We start from the raw sequence: 17,584 nt of genomic DNA on the forward strand, positions 1-17,584 counted from the left end.
GCGGGTTTCATAAAACAAAGGTAAGCAAAGATAGCTAATTTTAAAACTTACCAACCAGATATTTCCGCTGAGCCGTAAATTCCACCAAGTTTTCAAACTGAGCCGAAGTTTCTGTGCAAAAAACAAAAATCCTCTACAAATGCTTTGTAGAGGATCTCTGTGATCGCGACAGGATTCAAACCTGTAACCGGCTGATCCGTAGTCAGCTACTCTATTCAGTTGAGCTACGCGACCTTTATTATTAACAATTTGTGACCGCGACAGGATTCAAACCTGTAACCGGCTGATCCGTAGTCAGCTACTCTATTCAGTTGAGCTACGCGGCCTTGTTTGTTTTACGGGTGCAAAGATACGTACTTTTTTTGAATTAGCAAGAGATACGCAAACTTTTTTTGAAAAAAATTACTCGATAAACCGATAATTAAACAGCTGCCAGCCGAGTGTCAACCCCACATTCCACTCCTTTTTTGGTGAGCTATAATGATTTACATATGCAGATATTGCTCCAAAGGGCAATTGGCATATTACAGAAATTTCTCCTATATATTCAAAGCGCGAAAACGCTTTTCCATAATAAGCTTTGTTCAATGCATTCTTTTTAATAGGAAATATCGGTACGAAACCATAAAATTCAGAACGGAATTGGAACATATCATTGAAAACAAAAATAGGCTTGATACCCGCTGCCAAGAATTGGTTGGCCCGGAATGCTTCATTATACATCAGCTTACTATGAGGAGTAGGAGAAAAATCTGCCGCCTGCAACATGGTTGCCGTATAATTCTCCGAAAAGTTCTTCGATGAATACAACATCTCTGCCATCCATCCCAAAGTAAATTTGGGACTCATAGTATGATAGGCATATTTCATATAAGAAATTTGCAGCCAAGATTGCCTTTCTTTAGTCGTAACACTCGTTTCCGTCGGATTTCCCGGTATAAATTTCTCCTTTCCGCTAAAGACCTGTGCCACCAGTTTTTCAAAATACCCTTTAGTGGCATACTGTCGTGCATTCAGCGTACTCCCATAAAAGCCGATAGCCCCTCCCAAAAGGTTGTAGGTACTCCTGTCCGAACGGTCCTTGTCAAAATTAATCACGCTAGACTGAAAGTAATTGTCTTGAAGTTTCCCATATCCGATGCTTATTTCCGCCCGTTTATTGGCCAAAAAAGGCAAGGCTACCATCAGCTTGACAAAACGTTCATCTTTAGAGTTAAAAGAGGGCTTATCATTCTTAGAAAAGAGTTTGTCCTTTTTATAATAATCGAACGTACTTAAAGAAGCAATAAGGCGGTAGGAGGTTGGAATACGGGTAGGAAGGTCTATCTTGGCCATAAGCTGCGCATTATTATATACCTTGCCAATCTGGCCGTCAAGGGTTATTTCTTTGGAATAATAATTCAAGTCCTGATAACCCAACCCCAAATAAATCTGATTAGAGCTGGTTGTCGATACACTTCCACCCATCCTTACAGAAAAATTATCTTCCATTTTCACTTTCAGATGCAGCGAATACAAGTCGTTTTCAGAATCATATACAGCATGAGGTATAATCTCCGATATCATATTATCAGACAGCAAACGGAAATATCCACGTTTCAAATCTTCATATGTAAACACCTCATGGTCTTCGTCATGAAATTCTTTTTTGATATACGCCTGCTGTTGTGGATTGGCGCCCTCTATATAGATGTCCCTAAAGCGGAATTGAGGCAAATTACTGCGGTAGACCAACCGCCTTAAACGAACATTTTCCGCACTTACCCTCCGATGAATACGGCCTTTTATAGAATCCATTAAACTGATAGTCCGGTTATAGCCGATATCGTGCAACTCCTGCAAACGGTCAAAGTCCAAAAGGCTTACATCGTCATACTTGAATGTCATAATAATGCCTAAAGAATCCGGAAGAGTATAATCCGTCTTCTGCATAATCATATTTTCAAGCTGGCTCATCAAATCGTTCTCTTTCGGCTTACCGGGGTTGGCGGCTACCACGCTACCTATGATGACTTCCGGTTTAAAGTCCTCACGCATAATATCTGTGGGGAAATTATTATAAATTCCACCGTCATAAGCTAAAACGCTATCAATCTCTATCGGTTTGAAAACAAACGGAAAACTCATGGAAGCGCGTACCGCATCTCCCAAATCTCCTCTACGCATAATCAACGGTTTCTTGTTATATACATCGGAGGCAATACACCGGAAAGGCACAAACAGGCGGTTAAAATCGCCGCTGCATGCAGCCGTAGCCCGTGCAAATAGCTCCACAAAGACCAGATTCATCTGAATGGGATTTACCATGCTTGTAGGAAGTATCTGAGGCTTGATATGCAGCGAGTCCTTAAAGGAGAAACGGATATTGAAAAACTCCGGGGTCGGCCGGTTCTGTTTGAAATAATACCCGTATTCGGGTTCTACCTGTCCTGAATACCAGCGTTTGAAGTCTTCGGAACGCAATAAAGCCTCCATATCATCGGGAGAGTACCCCATAGCATAGAGTGAACCTATGATAGCTCCCATAGAAGTACCCGTAATGTAGTCGATAGGAATATTGTTTTCCTCCAAAGCGCGAATGATACCGATATGGGTCATGCCTTTCGCACCTCCGCCACTCAAAACAAGTCCTACTTTCTGAGCTTGCACAAACGGCAGAAGCAATAAACAGACTGACAAAAACAAAAAAAATCTTTTCATGAATACGGTTTCGAGTGAAATATACTAATTTATTCAATGCTCAAATATAGACAATTGTTTCCAAAAACCTCGTATCCAACGAAAAAAAACAGACCTATTACGAAAAAACAGACAAAAAAAGGGCATTACAACTCATATTAGCTGCAATGCCCTGTTATAATAGAAATCTAAAGGGGCTTATTTAATCAAATCGATGCTTCTCTTTACAAAATTATTCAAAGCTTCACCTTTCAACATGCCATTTTGAAGCAATGCCAAATCAATAAGTTGACGGACAACCTTATTCTGAGCGGCATAGTCGGCAAACAATCCATTTTTCCGGTTTTTCAAATCTTCCCACTTCTTATCCAAATCATTTACCTCATCCTTTTCGGTTGTAGGAATATCCTCATCTTTCTTGCCCTCCTGCTTCTTTTTCAATTCATTACGACGAGTATTTACATCGTCCATTTCTTTTTGAATCGGAGCAACGGCAGCCGCACATTCCTTGTCTTCATCAGCCAGAATCTCTTTTACCAGCTTATGGTCGGCATTCAATACCAGGTTGAACATGTCCGGCATTTCGCCATAGAAACTCATTCCTGCCTGGATATTAGCCATTTCTTTCATACGACGCATGTACTCGCTTTGAGTAATCATGACCGGTGAAGCATTTTCACCCAAAGCTTGAGCCATTACATTGAACTCTGTCTTTTCTATCTGCGGCAACTGGCTCTTGAAGATAACAGAGAGAACCTCCTGTTTATCGGCTTCCAAGACATCTTTCGCCTTGTCTTCCTTCACTATCAGATTGTCAACGACATCACTGTCTACACGGGTGAAACGCACTTTCTCGAACTTTTGCTCCAGCATGCTTACCATGGCAACATCAAGCTGGCCGCCCATCAACAGCACATTATATCCCTTATTCTTGGCAGCCTCGATATAGCTGTATTGCTCGTCTTTGTTGTTGGCATACAGATAAATCAGATTACCATCCTTATCCGTCTGGCTATCCTTTATCAAGGTCTTATACTCTTCGAAGGTATAATACTTGTCGTCCGTATCGGAAAGAAGGGCGAAATCCTTTGCTCTATCATAGAAATCCTCTTGTGTGAGCATTCCGTAGTTGATGAAGATTTTCAAATCGTTCCACTTCTCTTCAAATTGCTTACGGTCGTTCTTGAATATGGATTGCAAGCGGTCGGATACTTTCTTCGTAATATATGTAGAGATTTTCTTCACATTGGAGTCACTTTGCAAATAGGAACGGGACACGTTCAGCGGAATATCCGGCGAATCGAGTACACCGTGCAGCAATGTCAGAAAGTCCGGAACAATACCCTCTACAGAGTCCGTTACATAGACCTGATTGCAATAAAGCTGGATTTTGTTCTTGTTCAACTCTATATTGCTCTTTACCTTCGGGAAGTACAGAATACCAGTAAGATGGAACGGATAATCCACGTTCAGATGTATCCAGAACAAGGGTTCATCGGACATCGGATAGAGGTCGCGATAGAACTTCTTGTAATCCTCGTCTTTTAATTCGCTGGGCTTCAGCGTCCACAACGGATTAGCGTTATTAATGATGTTATCTTCGGATGTTTCAACCTGCTTGCCGTCTTTCCATTCTTTTTTCTTGCCGAATGCAACGGGAATAGGGAGGAAGCTGCAATACTTCTTCAAAAGAGAAGAGATGCGCGCTTCTTCAAGGAACTCCTTGCAATCGTCGTCTATATAAAGAACGATATCCGTACCGCGTTCTGCCTTGTCCGTATCTTCGATGGTAAACTCCGGACTACCGTCGCAAGTCCATTTCACGGCTTTAGCACCATCCTGATAGGATTTGGTGATGATTTCGACCTTCTTGGCAACCATAAAAGCCGAGTAAAAGCCAAGTCCGAAATGACCGATAATGGCATTGGCATCATTCTTATATTTCTCCAGGAAGTCGTTGGCTCCCGAGAATGCAATCTGATTGATGTATTTATCTATTTCTTCTGCCGTCAGGCCGATACCACGATCGGATACGGTAATCGTATCCTTGCCTAAAGACACATGCACGGTCAAATCACCGAGTTCACCCTTAAACTCACCGATAGAAGCCAGTGTTTTAAGTTTCTGGGTAGCATCGACGGCATTAGAGACTAACTCACGAAGGAAGATTTCATGGTCACTGTACAAAAACTTTTTGATAACGGGGAAGATATTCTCTGTAGTTACCCCAATATTTCCTTTTTGCATACTAAGTTTATATTTTTAGATTTGTATTTTTATTGTTTTGGCAAACTGAACACAAAAAAAATGCCAGTCCCGGAGAACTGACATTTTGACTGTTTTATTATAAAGGCTTGTTAGGCTTTGGTTATACTCAACTCGTCTTTTTCCTTATCGACAGAAACATTAACCGTATCACCGGGCTGTAATCCGGCAGACACAATCAGCTCCGAAAGTCCGTCTTCCAGATAATTCTGAATGGCACGCTTCAACGGACGGGCGCCAAATTGCACATCGTAGCCTTTGGCTGCAAGGAATCTCTTGGCTTCATCATCTACAACCATCTTATAGCCAATGGCTTCAATCCGTTCATACAAACCTTTCAGCTCTATGTCCACAATCTTCGTAATGGCATCCAACGAAAGCTGGTCAAACGTTATGATTTCATCCAGACGGTTCAGGAACTCAGGAGCAAAGGTCTTGTTCAATGCTTTCTGAATCACACTGCGCGAGTACTCGTTATCATCCGTACGTGCCTGTGCCGCAAAACCTACGCCACGACCGAACTCTTTCAACTGGCGGGTACCGATATTGGAGGTCATGATGATAACTGTATTCTTAAAGTCAATCGTTCTGCCATAATTGTCAGTAAGACGTCCCTCGTCCAACACCTGCAACAAGATATTGAACACATCCGGGTGAGCTTTTTCAATTTCGTCCAACAGCACTATGGAATAAGGTTTCCGGCGTACCTTCTCTGTCAACTGTCCGCCTTCCTCATAACCGACATACCCCGGGGCCGCTCCAATCATACGGGACACCGTATATTTCTCCATATATTCGCTCATATCAATGCGTATCAGTGCATCGCTGGAGCCAAACATATATTTAGCCAACTGCTTGGCCAAATGCGTTTTACCCACGCCGGTAGGACCGAGAAACATAAACGTTCCGATAGGGCGGTTAGGGTCTTTCAAGCCTACACGGCTGCGCAGGATGGCTTTGGTAAGTTTCTCTATCGCAGCATCCTGAGCCACAACTTTTGCCTGCAAATCTTCTTTCATACCTGCAAGCTTAAGACCTTCCGCCTGAGCCATACGTTGCACCGGAATACCGGACATCATCGATATGACATTGGCTATTTCTTCCTCTCCAACAAGCTGACGGTCGTCTTTGAGACGTGCTTCCCATTCCTCTTTCATTTCATCCAGGCGAGCGGAAAGTTCTTTCTCTCTATCCCGATAACTGGCAGCCAGTTCAAAGTTCTGCGACTTTACGGCTTCAGCCTTCAAAACACGTGCGTCTTCTATCAGCTTTTCCTGCTCTTCAATCTCTTTGGGAACATTAATGTTCGTCAGATGCACACGCGAACCGGCTTCGTCCAAAGCATCAATGGCTTTATCCGGGAAGTTACGGTCGGTTATATAACGCTCTGCCAACTTGACACATGCCTCTAACGCTTCGTCCGTATAGCTCACGTTATGGTGGTCTTCGTACTTCTCTTTTATGTTTCTCAGTATCTGGAGCGTTTCTTCCGGAGTAGTGGGCTCTACTATAACTTTCTGAAAACGACGCTCCAAAGCACCGTCTTTCTCGATATTCTTTCTGTATTCGTCAAGCGTGGTAGCACCGATACATTGTATTTCGCCGCGAGCCAAAGCCGGCTTCAACATATTGGCTGCATCCATAGAACCGGCAGCTGCACCGGCGCCTACAATAGTATGAATCTCGTCTATGAACAAGATTACGTTCGGATTCTTCTGCAACTCGTTGATAATGGAGCGGATGCGCTCTTCAAACTGTCCGCGGTATTTGGTTCCGGCTACCACAGAGGCCATATCGAGCATTACCACCCGCTTGTCAAACAAGATACGGGATACTTTCTTTTGAACGATACGCAGTGCCAATCCCTCTACAATAGCCGACTTGCCGACACCCGGCTCACCAATCAGCACCGGGTTGTTTTTCTTACGACGACTCAATATCTGCGCCAAGCGTTCTATCTCACGCTCACGCCCTACAACCGGATCGAGCTTGCCTTCTTCTGCCGCACGGGTCATGTCCGTACCGAAATTATCCAGGACCGGAGTATCATTGGAAGACTTCTTCGATGCAGTCTGTGCAGAAGAAGCCGCACCCTGTCCTGCATCGCGAGAGGGATGGGACATATTCATGTCTTCATCGTCTTCTTCCTCTTCTTCCGGAAATCCCATACCAGCATTCGGGTTGGTAGATTGCATTGTAAGCTGTTCAAATACAGTTTGATAATTCACCCGATTTTCTTCCAGGACGGTAGCAGCCAGGTTGTCGCCATCCTTCAGTATAGCCAACAACACATGTTCGGCATCGGCTGTTGCACTCTTTAAAATACGCGCTTCCAGAATGCACATCTTCAATATCTTAGCGGCCATTGGCGACAATGGCACATCCGCATCGGGCAATAGGGTATCGTCTTCGGCATCTCTCAAGAAGCTTTCAATGCGCTTTTTTACTTGCTTCAAGTCTATATCGAGTTTCATCAATATCTCGATAGCTTTTCCTCCGCCGTCACGTAGCATGCCGAGCAGAAGATGCTCCGGGCCGATATATCTATTTCTCAGTCGGTTGGCTTCCTCCTTGCTATAAGTTATAATATCAGAAACTCTTTGTGAAAATTGATTGTTCATATAATTTTTATCTCCTTAATTAAAGGTTTTGACTGACAAAGATACGCATTTCTTTATATTGCATACCATAAACTGGATTAATAATATACAAATCCCGTGCCATAAATCACATCTTTCCGGTTCGCCCTACACATTATATTATAATACGTGGGAATTTCATCCGTACCAACGGTTGGTATTCGATGTACCAACCTAAGAAACTTCATATACCTAAGCTTGGTACGGCTCGTACCTTAGTAAGGTACACCGAGTACCAAAGGGAGGTATCTTTCTGGTACTTGTATCTGTCTTATTTTTAACCGATTATACATCAAACGGAAAACCATACGTCCAAACGGGGTTTCAAGCATGGAAATCTGCAACAAAGTTTATGAGGGAAAACTTTTGTATATCGTAAAAAAGCAGTACTTTAGCGTGGTTTTTCACAAACCCGCAAATGTATAATTAATAATCTTTTTAAATGCTTGAACAAGACAGAATTATAAAGATTAACATCGAGGAGGAAATGAAGTCTTCGTACATTGACTACTCCATGTCGGTCATTGTTTCACGTGCCCTTCCGGATGTTAGAGATGGTTTTAAACCTGTTCACCGAAGAATTCTTTTCGGTATGATGGGACTGGGAAATACGTCGGATAAACCCTATAAGAAATCTGCGAGAGTTGTCGGTGAGGTATTAGGTAAATATCACCCGCACGGTGACTCATCCGTATATGGCGCTCTCGTCCGTATGGCACAGCCGTGGGCTATGCGCTACATGCTTGTAGACGGACAAGGCAACTACGGTTCTGTGGATGGTGACAGCGCAGCCGCCATGCGTTACACGGAATGCCGCTTGCAAAAGATTGGAGAAGAAATGATGCAGGATCTTGATAAAGAGACTGTAGACATGCAAACCAACTTCGACGACTCGTTGCTGGAACCCACCGTAATGCCAACCCGCATTCCGAACCTTCTTGTCAACGGTGCTTCCGGTATCGCCGTAGGTATGGCTACGAATATGCCAACCCATAATCTGTCCGAAGTGATAGATGCCTGCGTCGCATATATCGACAACAATGATATCGACATCGAAGATTTGATGACTTACGTCAAAGCTCCCGACTTCCCGACAGGCGGTTATATATATGGTATGAGCGGTGTGCGCGAAGCCTACATGACCGGTCGCGGACGTGTTGTAATGCGCGCCAAGGCTGAGATTGAAACATCTTCCACGCATGACAAAATCGTTGTAACCGAAATCCCTTACGGAGTAAATAAGGCCGAATTAATCAAATCCATCGCCGATTTGGCCAACGAAAAGAAGATAGAGGGCATTTCCAATGCCAACGACGAGTCTGACCGCGAAGGTATGCGCATCGTCATCGACGTAAAACGCGATGCCAACGCCAGTGTAGTGCTGAACAAGCTCTACAAGATGACATTGTTACAGACTTCCTTCGGCGTAAACAACGTGGCATTGGTACACGGACGTCCTCGCTTGCTGAACCTGAAAGACCTCATCAAGTATTTCGTAGAGCATCGTCACGACGTAGTTATCCGCCGTACACAATATGATTTGCGTAAAGCTAAAGAACGTGCCCATATCTTAGAAGGTTTGATTATCGCATCGGACAATATTGACGAGGTAATCAAAATCATCCGTGCCGCCAAAACTCCGAATGACGCAATCAGCGGTTTGATGGAGCGTTTTGAATTGACTGAAATCCAATCGCGCGCCATCGTAGAAATGCGTCTGCGCCAGTTAACCGGACTCATGCAGGACCAACTCCATGCCGAGTATGAGGAAATCCAAAAGCAGATTGCTTATCTGGAAGAAATCCTCGTTAACGACGAACTCTGCCGCAAGGTTATCAAAGATGAATTAATCGAGATTAAAACTAAATACGGTGATGAACGCCGCTCTGAAATAGTTTATTCGTCGGAAGAATTCAACCCGGAAGATTTCTATGCAGACGATGAAATGATTATTACCATTTCTCATATGGGATATATCAAGCGTACGCCGTTAAGCGAATTCCGTGCCCAAAACCGCGGTGGGGTAGGTTCTAAGGGAACAGAGACACGCGATGAGGACTTTGTAGAACATATATATCCTGCAACAATGCACAATACCATGATGTTCTTCACTCAAAAAGGTAAGTGCTATTGGCTGAAAGTATATGAGATACCCGAAGGAACCAAAAACTCTAAGGGACGCGCCATTCAGAACCTGTTGAATATAGACTCTGATGACGCCGTAAATGCATACCTGCGCGTGAAGAACCTGAACGACCAGGATTTCATTAACAGTCATTATGTACTGTTCTGCACAAAGAATGGCGTCATTAAGAAAACATTGCTCGAACAATATTCCCGTCCTCGCCAAAATGGTGTCAATGCCATTACAATCCGCGAAGATGACCGCGTAATCGAGGTGCGCATGACTAACGGTGACAACGAGATTATCATTGCCAATCGTAACGGACGTGCCATCCGTTTCCACGAAAGTGCCGTACGCGTAATGGGACGTACAGCTACCGGTGTACGCGGCATGACGCTCGATGAAGACGGACAAGACGAAGTTGTCGGAATGATTTGCATCAAAGACCCTGAAACTGAGACAATCATGGTTGTGTCAGAACAAGGATACGGTAAGCGTTCCGATATTGAGGATTATCGTAAGACGAACCGTGGCGGTAAAGGTGTAAAAACTATGAATATCACCGATAAAACCGGTAAACTGGTAACAATCAAGTCTGTAACAGATGAGAACGATTTAATGATTATCAATAAATCGGGTATCACCATCCGTCTGAAAGTAGCAGATGTTCGTATAATGGGACGTGCTACGCAGGGAGTACGACTGATTAATCTTGAAAAACGTAATGATGAAATTGGCTCCGTATGTAAAGTTACCTCAGAAACCGAAGAGGATATCATTGCAGAAGAGGATAGCGATGCATCAGAAAAAACTCAAAACGATATAGTAAACAATGAAAATGAAGAATAGACACAATATTAATTTAAAATTTTCTACAATCATGAAAAGAGTATTATTTTCAATGGTTTTACTACTTGCGGCAGGCTTTACCTTCGCTCAGGAAAAGAGCGTGAAAGAGGCAAAAAGCATCGCTAACGACGTAAAACCGGATTTTGCACAAGCAGAGAAGCTCATCAATGAAGCTCTGAACAATGCTGAAACCAAAGACAACGCCGAAACATGGGATGTAGCCGGCTTTATTCAAAAGAGAATCAATGAAAAGGAAATGGAGAATGCTTATTTAAGAAAGCCTTATGATACTCTTAAAGTGTATAACAGCGCACTGAATATGTGCAAATACTACTTTAAATGCGATGAACTTGCACAGATTCCTAACGAAAAAGGTAAAATCAAAAATAAGTTCAGAAGATCGAACAGTGCTGCTATATTAGCTGCGCGTCCCAACCTGATTAATGGTGGTATCCAGTTCTTTAATTTAGATAAGAATAAAGAGGCTTTGGATTTCTTCGCAACTTATGTAGACATTGCCATCAATCCTATGTTTGAAAAGGAGAATCTGCTTCAAACAGATACTGTATTGCCCCAAATTGCTTATTATGCAAGCTTAGCTGCAGCCAAAATGGAAGATTATCCAAGCGTGTTGAAATATGCACCTTATGCAAAGGAGGACAAAGAAGTGGGTAAATATGCCATGGAATTTATTTCTACAGCATTGAAAGCTCAAGGGGATACTGTCAAGTGGATCGCTTCCTTAAAAGATGGTATTCAAAAGTATCCTGAACATTCATTCTTCTTTGGACATCTGATTGATTATTATAGCAATAATAATAAGTTTGACGAAGCAATGCAGTTTGCAGATGATATGTTGGCTAAAGATCCTAATAACACATTCTATTTGTACGTAAAAGGATACCTTTATCATAACATGAAAGATTATGAAAAAGCCATTGAATTCTACAACAAAACCATTAAAGTAGATCCTAATTATGCAGAAGCATATTCCAACTTGGGCTTAATCTATTGCCTGCAAGCTCAGGATTTCTCTGAAAAAGCTACTACTGATGTCAATAATCCAAAATACAAAGAAGACCAAGCTACACTGAAAGTTTTCTATGAAAAGGCAAGACCTAATTATGAAAAAGCAAGAGAACTGAAACCTGAACAGAAAGATTTGTGGCTAAATGGATTATACAGAGTTTATTACAACTTACAAATGGGTCCTGAATTTGATGAAATAGAAAAATTGATGCAATAATTGAATTGCTACTATTACCAAAGATAGCTTGAAGTAAGCTATCTTTGGTATAATTTTCTTCCAAATTAGAGAAGGATAAAGGTTTATTTTAGTTTATGGTGTTATATACATTAAACATAATATTGATATTACACCATTTACATTTTTTACTTTACATTTGCGCCGTAACCAATTACAAACGTTATGGCGCATTCTTTTTTAAAGCAGTATTCAAAGCAGTTCCGTATGATAAAAGTTCATTATATGGACTTTGAAGACCGTTTCCATGTGAAAACATTCAAGGATTGTTCACTTATTGAAGCTTCTAACGTATTTAAGGCTTATGCCCGTGCTTTTGGTTGGATTTTCTTAAGCTATGAAACATTTGATTATTAACCTTTAAATATTTCAGTTATGGACAATCAGAAAATTTACAAAACTCTTGAGATTATAGTCAAGGCGGTATTAGCGATTGCCGCCTTATGGCTTTGTATCTCATGTACTATGTCTATGAGTATCAGTAAAAACAATATGAACAGTTCTCAATCTACAGAACAGTCGCAGGCTACCTCTGTGGATAGTACAAAAGTTGATGTTGATTATAAGTAATGGCGCTATTTAACCCTTTTTGTAAGTGTCTCAACCCTCAAAGGATAGTTAACCCTTATACGCATGAGTGTATGACCGTTCCTTGTGGAAAGTGTAAAGCTTGCATTCTTGCTAAAAACTCCCGTTACGCGTTCCAATGTGATTTAGAAAGCTATTGTTCTATGTATACCGTTTTCGTTACTCTCACCTACGCTCCCAACTATCTGCCTGTTGCCACTCCTATGTATCTGGGCGATAATACTGATTTCGGTCTGTTGTGCCGTTATGATTTGGTAGACTTTGAAACAGGTGAAAGTCTTGGTGTATTTGAGTCTGAGTCCTCGCAATTGGAATTGCTTCAACAAAAGTTCAATCTATGTGGTTCTATCCCCTACCTTAGAAAAACTGATTTACAATTATTTTTAAAAAGATTTCGTTACTATGTTACTAAACGGTTGCCCAAAGAAAAAGTGCGTTACTATGCCGTTGGCGAATACGGCCCCGTACACTTCCGCCCGCATTATCATCTTCAAAGGTTGGGTCAAGGCTTTTTGCAAGGTGAACGCTCGAAAGTATATGAGCTTACCCCTCGCGACTTTATTAAGCGAAGCCTCGTGCTCAATGGAAAATATAAAGAATTTGATGTCTGGCGGTCGGCTTACTCTTACTTCTATCCCAAATGTCGAGGATACATTGATAAATCTGCACACGAACGTGCTTATAGCTACCGAACTTATGATACAGCGCGGCATCTATTCCCGTCCTGTGAAACAACATTCGCGTTGGCGAAAGAAGTAGCTACATTTTAAATTATTTAATGACCGTATCAAGCATAAGGAACTGAATGATTTAAATAAGATTTTCATTAATGAAAATAAATAGTATTAACCTTTAATTGTGTTGTTATGGCAAATATTATGTCTATCAAAAGTCTTAGAAACAAGACTTCCCGAAATGGTTTTGACCTTTCTACGAAACGAAATTTTACGGCTAAAGCTGGTGAATTACTGCCTATATGGTGTAAAGAGGTTCTACCTGGTGATAGCTTTAAAATCAATCTTAAATCTTTTACTCGTACACAACCCATTAATACGGCTGCGTTTGCTCGTATGCGTGAGTATTACGATTTCTTTTTTGTGCCTTATGATTTGTTGTGGAACAAGGCTAATACGGCGTTGACACAAATGTATGATAATCCCCAACATGCTGTATCTCTTGACTCTACTAAACCTTTTGCACTTAATGGAGATATGCCTTATACGGATTGTAAGTCTATTGCTGATTACGTTTCTAAGATGTCGGCTGATGTTGAGCAATATTACGGTAAGAACTATTTTAATTATCCACGTGTAGACGGTACTATAAAATTACTTGAATATCTTGGATACGGTAATTTCTCACCTTTTGCTAAATCTTCTTGGTCTGAAAGTCCGTTAATGGCTAATTTGGAATTGAATTTGTTTGGTTTGCTTGGATATCAGAAGATATACGCGGACTATTATCGTGATAGTCAATGGGAAAAAATTTCTCCGTCTACTTTTAATGTTGATTATCTTGCTGGTGATAATATGAAAGTAGATTTCTCGGACACTACTTTGTCGTCTTTCAAGGAAAATTATAATTTCTTTGATTTGCGTTATTGTAATTGGCAAAAGGATTTGTTCCATGGTGTTGTACCTCGCCAACAATATGGTGATACTGCTGTTGTTCAAACTTCTGATGCTGTAGCTGGTTCTCCAACGGAATTTTCTATTCTTGCGCTTCGTCAAGCTGAATTTTTACAAAAATGGAAAGAAATCACTCAATCGGGTAGTAAAGATTATAAAGACCAGATAGAGAAACACTGGGGTGTTTCTGCTGCTGATGGTTTTTCTGAATTGTCTACATATCTCGGTGGTATTGCTTCAAGTCTTGACATCAACGAGGTTGTAAATAGTAATATTACTGAGTCATTCGCGGCTGATATTGCCGGTAAAGGTACTGGCACTTCCAACGGTTATATTGATTTTCAAGCTGGTGCGCGTTATGGTATGCTATTTTGTATTTACCATTGTTTGCCTCTTCTTGACTATACGTCTGATTTTGTGAATAATTCATTTATGCGTATTAACGCTGCGGATTATGCTATACCAGAATTTGACCGTGTTGGCATGGAAGCTGTTCCACTGTTTAAAATGTTTAACCCGGCCGTGCTTGGCAATAGCCAGTATGCCTCAAAAATTATAGGTTATGCTCCTCGCTATATCGACTATAAAACGGATGTTGATATTTCTATGGGTGCTTTTAAGACTACCCTTAAAAATTGGGTTATCTCTTATGGTAATCAGTCTATTTTGGATCAATTGGGATATGAAGATTTTAGCGTAGAAACTCCGGACTTTCCGGTTAATTATACAATGTTTAAAGTTAATCCTAACTGTTTGGATACCTTATTTGCGGTTAATGCTGACTCTTCGATAAATACTGACCAATTTTTGTGTAGCACTTTTTTTGATGTTAAGGCTGTCCGTAATCTTGATACGGATGGATTACCTTACTAGTGTATAAAATCATACATATTTTATATAAAATCGTACATATTTACTAATTTATAAAGATATTTTACTATGTGGTGTACAAAACGTGAAGTTTTTCCAGTTGAGCGTAAATCTCATTGCTATAATGTTTCTAGCAAAGAGCTTAAACAAAGTGAGTTTTTGGAACAATCCCCTGTTAATGAATTTGTTATTCAAGAAAATGAAGTAAACGGCGTGAAATCTATTCGTTGTAGTTCTGATATTTATATGCTGTTCAACCAACAGCGATTGGATCGCATGAGTAAAGAGCGTTTGGTTGCTCACTTTGAGAAACTTTCGGTGAATGAACCTAAAATGCGTGAATTGCGTTCTAAATTGAGTGACGACCAATTGTGTAGTTTTGTGAAATCACGGTTTATACAGTCGCCGTCTGAGCTGATGGCATGGTCTCAATATCTGATGAGTTCGCAAGATGAGATGATAGCGGCCGCCGCTGCCGAACAGCAGACCGAACAGCCTGCTAAGTATGAGGTAGACCCGACTCAAGAACCCTAAATATATTTTTTTCCTTTTCTTTCGAGACGTGCAAAAAAGCAATGCAGGGAAAAAATATACGTTTGGCGTTCTGTAGTAAAAATTGTTAAATGTGCGTGTGCGTTTACGCGCGCGTATATTTAACGATTTTTGGTACAGGTTGATAAACGGATATTTTAGCCCTACTTTATCTTTGCACATCTTGAGAGATAAGGAAAAATTTATAATTCGCGAGCTCGGGAGAGCGAGCACCGCTCTGCCATCTTGGATGGCGCCTCCGAATGCATTGCGTGCGAAGCGGAAGCCGCAAACACAGCGTAGCAAGCGGAGCGAGCGAAGCGATGCGGAGCTTTCTACTGATTTTTTTATTATTATATTTTATGTATCCCCCCCGATGTTTAACTTAAAAATATTTGTATTATGGGAGCTGCTGCAATGACTGGTGTTGTTGGTTCTGCAATCGGTGCAGGTGCGTCACTTATTGGCGGTGCTGGTACAACTGCCGTGCAAAATGCTGCAAATAAAGAGATTGCGCAAATGAACAATGCATTTAATGAAAAAATGTTTGATAAACAAGTTGCGTACAATAAGGAAATGTATCAACAACAACTTGGCGACCAATGGAAGTTTTATGACGATACAAAGCAAAATGCTTGGAAGCTTTATGAAGACCAGAAGCAAAATAATTGGGATTTGGTTAAAAATCAACAACAATTTCAGATGGATATGTGGAATAAGACGAACGAATATAATTCGCCAGCAGCCCTACGTGAACGTATTGAAGCCGCTGAATTAAATCCATACGCGATGTTGAACAGCAGTTCTTTTGGAACTGCTTCTACAATGTCGGGTTCTGCTGGTGCTGCTCCTTCTGGTGCTGCCCCCTCCGGTGGCGCTCCATCTGTACAAGGTGTTACGCCGCCTACCGCTACCTCCTACTCTGCTGATTATTCTGGTATCACTGCCGGACTTGGCCGTGCTATTGACGTGTTGTCTTCTATGCCTGACCGCAAGGTAAAGGAAGCACAAGCGGATAACTTGCGTGTTGAGGGTAAATACATTGCCGGAAAAGCTATGGCTCAGATACTTCAAATGAAGACGGAAGCCAAAACTAAAGAAGCGCGTTTGGCTATGGATGAGTTAGTTAATGATATTCGTAAAAATTTAATGACTTCGCAAATGGCTGTAAATGACCAAAATATAGCCGAAAGCAAAGCGCGTACGCAATTGTCTGTTACTGAAAATCTAATGCGTCAAAAGCAACTTGATTTCTTGCCACAGCAACAAAAGATAGAGCTTGCGCAGGCTGCTGCTGATATTGCCTTTAAGCGTTCTGCTGGTTATTTGAATAACGTTAAAGTCCAACATGAAATTAAGAAGATAGCCGAAACAATGGCTCGTACTTCGGAAACTACTCAACGTACGGAAAATTTAAAAACTGAAAATATGATACAAGGTGATAACTATAGGTTTAATTCTCAGACTTATGGTAAGCGTGTACGTATTATTGAGGAAACCTTAGAGGAAATTACTCGTCGTTCTCGCCCGTCTAATTGGTTCCAAATGATGGGTATGCCTTTTAAAGGTTCTAATGGTACGGTGCATAATTGGTAATATATTGTTATATTTGTACCAAAATATTATATTATGCTATATACTGTTATTATTCTTGTTATTACTGTTTTAATTTTGTTTGACCGGATTTCTAAGTGAAACCTACGTCATTTTCCCGGAGGGCGGCCGATTAATGATTTCGGCCGTCTTCTTTCTTGTCCTATTATACGAAAAATGACAGGCCTATGAATTACTCAATAAAATGGTGTCCTATCCCCTTTCATGACCTTATGGAGATATTCGATTTTCTACAACACCTATCCGTTGTGCGGTTATATCAGTTTGACGGTGCGGACATTCTTCTGAATGGTCGGCCCATTCTTCATCTCATGGTCTATTATGACGGTTTTTACCGGATAACTTATAAGACCTTACGTTTATAATGTATTATTATGTTAAATACAATATTGCATTTGTGAAAGTATACTAAATATTCTATTGATATTACACCATAAACATAGGAAATGGGATATGTAATAGTATAACCATGAAAAGATAAAAAATAAGTGGACTCCACTAAAACTAATTCAGCATTTAGCGGTAGCCCACA

10 protein-coding genes and 2 tRNA genes are annotated in these 17,584 nt (G+C 41.1%); 7 read left to right on the top strand and 5 right to left on the bottom strand.

From position 1 onward, the window contains the following. Positions 1 to 160: 160 nt before the first annotated feature. From AB5903_RS13870 to AB5903_RS13890, 5 genes are all read right to left on the bottom strand, one after another. A tRNA-Arg gene (locus AB5903_RS13870) sits at positions 161 to 234 on the bottom strand. 18 nt (positions 235 to 252) lie between these two features. After that, positions 253 to 326: transfer RNA gene (locus AB5903_RS13875), tRNA-Arg, on the bottom strand. Positions 327 to 402: 76 nt separating this feature from the next. After that, positions 403 to 2,700: a patatin-like phospholipase family protein gene (locus AB5903_RS13880; protein WP_117667603.1), complete on the bottom strand. Its 2,298-nt coding sequence runs from the start codon at positions 2,698 to 2,700 to the stop codon at positions 403 to 405. Between the two features lie 177 nt (positions 2,701 to 2,877). Next, the gene (htpG, locus tag AB5903_RS13885) at positions 2,878 to 4,926 is read right to left on the bottom strand and encodes a molecular chaperone HtpG (RefSeq protein ID WP_117667601.1); all 2,049 of its coding nucleotides are present in this window, start codon (positions 4,924 to 4,926) and stop codon (positions 2,878 to 2,880) included. 110 nt (positions 4,927 to 5,036) lie between these two features. Then, positions 5,037 to 7,565: an ATP-dependent Clp protease ATP-binding subunit gene (locus AB5903_RS13890; RefSeq protein WP_368117952.1), complete on the bottom strand. Its 2,529-nt coding sequence runs from the start codon at positions 7,563 to 7,565 to the stop codon at positions 5,037 to 5,039. Positions 7,566 to 8,025: 460 nt separating this feature from the next. Between AB5903_RS13890 and gyrA the strand changes: the two genes are divergently transcribed. From gyrA to AB5903_RS13925, 7 genes are all read left to right on the top strand, one after another. Beyond that, a complete protein-coding gene (gene gyrA, locus AB5903_RS13895) occupies positions 8,026 to 10,557 on the top strand; it encodes a DNA gyrase subunit A (protein ID WP_005654243.1) in 2,532 nt (843 codons plus the stop codon). 31 nt (positions 10,558 to 10,588) lie between these two features. Then, complete coding sequence (locus AB5903_RS13900) at positions 10,589 to 11,803, top strand: tetratricopeptide repeat protein (RefSeq protein ID WP_195658580.1); 1,215 nt, start codon at positions 10,589 to 10,591, stop codon at positions 11,801 to 11,803. Between the two features lie 243 nt (positions 11,804 to 12,046). Further along, positions 12,047 to 12,178 (top strand): hypothetical protein, encoded by a 132-nt coding sequence (locus tag AB5903_RS13905; protein WP_258998277.1) that lies wholly within the window; start codon positions 12,047 to 12,049, stop codon positions 12,176 to 12,178. A 284-nt stretch (positions 12,179 to 12,462) separates the two neighbouring features. Beyond that, a complete protein-coding gene (locus AB5903_RS13910; RefSeq protein WP_272710758.1) occupies positions 12,463 to 13,179 on the top strand; it encodes a hypothetical protein in 717 nt (238 codons plus the stop codon). A 96-nt stretch (positions 13,180 to 13,275) separates the two neighbouring features. Further along, positions 13,276 to 14,910, top strand: a complete 1,635-nt coding sequence (locus AB5903_RS13915) for a major capsid protein (protein WP_272710757.1) — start codon at positions 13,276 to 13,278, stop codon at positions 14,908 to 14,910. 66 nt (positions 14,911 to 14,976) lie between these two features. Beyond that, positions 14,977 to 15,441 (top strand): hypothetical protein, encoded by a 465-nt coding sequence (locus AB5903_RS13920; protein ID WP_060386196.1) that lies wholly within the window; start codon positions 14,977 to 14,979, stop codon positions 15,439 to 15,441. Between the two features lie 399 nt (positions 15,442 to 15,840). After that, positions 15,841 to 17,034 carry a hypothetical protein gene (locus AB5903_RS13925; RefSeq protein WP_272710756.1) on the top strand — a complete coding sequence of 398 codons (1,194 nt, stop codon included), beginning with the start codon at positions 15,841 to 15,843 and terminating at the stop codon, positions 17,032 to 17,034. Positions 17,035 to 17,584 lie beyond the last annotated feature (550 nt).

The sequence above is a fragment of the Bacteroides sp. 2201st1_D9_2201SCRN_220225 genome (assembly GCF_040928965.1).
Lineage (GTDB): Bacteria > Bacteroidota > Bacteroidia > Bacteroidales > Bacteroidaceae > Bacteroides > Bacteroides stercoris.